General features: G+C 79.3%; 2 protein-coding genes. Both read left to right on the top strand.

Annotated elements, in window-relative coordinates; genetic code table 11:
* The coding region (locus D476_RS0125890; protein WP_017626820.1) for a DMT family transporter at positions 1 to 575 on the top strand (575 nt) is incomplete at its 5' end.
* A gap of 137 nt (positions 576 to 712) precedes the next feature.
* Positions 713 to 2,605, top strand: coding sequence for a hypothetical protein (locus D476_RS0125885; protein WP_017626819.1), 1,893 nt, complete (start codon positions 713 to 715; stop codon positions 2,603 to 2,605).
* The last annotated feature ends 29 nt before the right edge of the window (positions 2,606 to 2,634 follow it).

Genomic DNA, 2,634 nt, shown 5'->3' with positions numbered 1-2,634 from the left:
ACCCCCTGGCCCGGGGCACCTCCCCGTGGCTGGGGGCCATCGGCGCCGCCGTGCTCGTCGGCGAGACCCTCACCCCCGTGCACCTGGCCGGGGTGCTGGTGGTCTCGGCGGGGCTGACCGCGCTGGTGTTCGCGGCCGGGGTGCCCGGCCGCGCCCAGCTGCCCGCGCTCGGCGCCGCCCTGCTCACCGGCGTCATGATCGCCGGATACACGGTGGTGGACGGCATCGGGGTGCGGGCCTCCGGCGACCCGCTCGCCTACCTGGCGTGGCTGATGGTGCTGGAGGGCCCGTGGTTCCTCATCGCCGCCGCCGTGCTGCGCCGCGGCGCCCTGCCCGCCCAGCTGCGCCCGGTGTGGCGGACCGGCACGGTGGGCGGCGTGATGTCCATGGCCGCCTACGGCCTGGTGCTGTGGGCCCAGACGATGGGCGACCTCGCGGCGGTGGCGGCGCTGCGCGAGACGAGCATCATCTTCGGCGCGGTGATCGCCGCACTGGTCTTCCGGGAGGGGATGGGCCGGGTGAAGGTCGTCTCGGCGGCGGTCGTCGCCGTCGGCATCGCCCTGCTCAACCTGTGACGCCTCCCGGGAGGCGGCCCCGCTCCGGCGGCCGCTCCGGGCGGCATTTCCGGCGAGATCCGGCAAGGTCGTGACAACTCGTCCCCGTCCTGACAGCATTTCCTCACACGCGCTGTGATCCCCCAGGAGGTGCGGCGGTGGCGGTCCGATCCCCCCGGCAGCGGACGGTGCGCATCGGCTGGCGGCACGAGGTGCCGGTTCCCGACCCCGGCCCGCCTCCCCGCAGGCCCGCCCCCGCCGACCGCGCCGACCCCGGCCGCACGGCCGCCCGGCGCGGCCCCGAGGCCTCCGGCGACCGGCCGCTGAAGGCGGCGCTGTGCGGGCTGGGGGCCGTGGCCGCCCTGGCCCTGGCGCTGTGGCCGCTGCGGGTGCTGCCGGGGCTGATGGTCTTCGCCGCCCTGCTGGCCTGCCTGGCCGTCGCCGTCCCGATCGCGGTGGCGCTGATGCAGAGCCGCGCCGTGGCGGCCGAGCGGGCCGCGCGCGAGCGGGAGCGGCTGGCCGAGCGGCGCCGCGCCGAGGAGGAGGACCTGCGCCGCCGCCAGGAGGAGCACGCCGAGGAGTACCGCCGGTGGCGGGTCCGCCACCGCGCCTTCGAGGCGCAGCCGCGCTGGTACGCCTTCGAGCCGCCCGCGGGCGTGCGCACCGTCGTCGTGGTCGGCGGCACCGAGGCCGGGTGGTCGGCGCTGCTCACCGGGCTGGGCGCGGCCCGCCTGGCCGACGGCGCGGACCTGTCCGTGGTCGACCTGTCCGGCCGCGCCGTGGCCGGGGACCTGGTGGCGCTGGCCCGGCACTGCGGCGCGCGGTCGCGGGTGCGGGTGCTCCCCGCCGACCTGCCGCGGCTCACCCTGGGCACCGGCCTGGAGGCCGGGGACCGGGCGCGCACCCTGGCCGCCGTGGCCGCGGCCGCCGACCCCAAGTCCGACACCGGGCGCGACCGCGGCCTGCTGGAGCGGGTGCTCGGGGCGCTCGGCGCCGATGCCGGGACCGACGCAGTGCTGGCCGCGCTGCGCGCGGTGGCCGCCCCCGACGACGGGGTGCACGACGATCCGTCGCTGGGGCTGCTGGACGCCGAGCGGCGCGCGGCCGTCCGCGCGGCCTGCGGCACCGACCGGGCCACCGCCGACCGCGCCTGGGAGCTGGAGCGGCACCTGGCGCCCTTCGAGGGGGTCGGCTCGCGCGCCGAGGACGAGCCCCCGGCACAGGTGAGCGTGGTGGCCACCGACCGGGCCGCCGGGGAGGTGGCGGCCCGCGCCTACGGGGCCTACGCCGTGGCGGGGCTGTGCCGCCTGCTGGAGCGGGGGGAGGACGGCGCCCCGTGGACCGGGGCGGTGGCGGTGTGCGGCGCCGACGCGGTGCCCGCCGCCGAGCTGGACCGCCTGGAGGAGGCCGCCGCCCGCGCCGGAGCGGGGCTGGTGCTCGTCTTCCCGGAGGCCGGGGACGAGGCGATGGCGCGGGTGGACGGGCCCGGACGGATGCCGGTGGTCATGCGCCAGCCCGGCCCCCGCCCGGCCGCGCGCCTGGCGGAGTGGTTCGGCGAGGTGCCCGAGGTGCGGCTGCACCGGCTCTCCGAGGTGGTCGGGGAGGCGCTGAGCGGCAGTGTCGCCGACGGGTACGCCGACACGGAGGACCCGGCCCAGGCGGCCACCGTGCCCACGGCCGTGCGCGCCCCGGCCTCGGTGGCCCCGCTGGACCTGGTGCGCCACCTGCGCGCCGCATCGGTGTGGGGCAGGGCCACCGCCCAGGCGGCGCCGGTGGACGGCGACGGCGGCCCGCGGGCGCTCCGCGCCGACGTGCACGGCCTGCGTTCGCTCCCGCCGACGGCGATGCTGGTCCCGGGGGAGGGCGGAGCGGTGCTGGCCGACGCCAACCCGGGCATCATGACCCTGGCGACCGCCACCCTGGCCACGGTCGAGGACCGGCCCCACGGCGGAGCCGTGGTGATCGGGGACGGGGCGGGGCCGCCCCGGCCGGAGGACGATGAGCCGCCTGCGAACGTGGGGCCGCCCCCGGAGCGGCTGGACTGGCGCTAGGGCGTGTTGATTGGATCATGACCTACTGC

Origin of the sequence: Nocardiopsis chromatogenes YIM 90109, assembly GCF_000341185.1 — a bacterium.
In the GTDB taxonomy this organism is placed as follows: Bacteria; Actinomycetota; Actinomycetes; order Streptosporangiales; family Streptosporangiaceae; genus Nocardiopsis_A; species Nocardiopsis_A chromatogenes.
The sequence above is the reverse complement of the archived record's forward strand: the minus strand, read 5'-3'. Positions and strand labels throughout refer to the sequence as shown.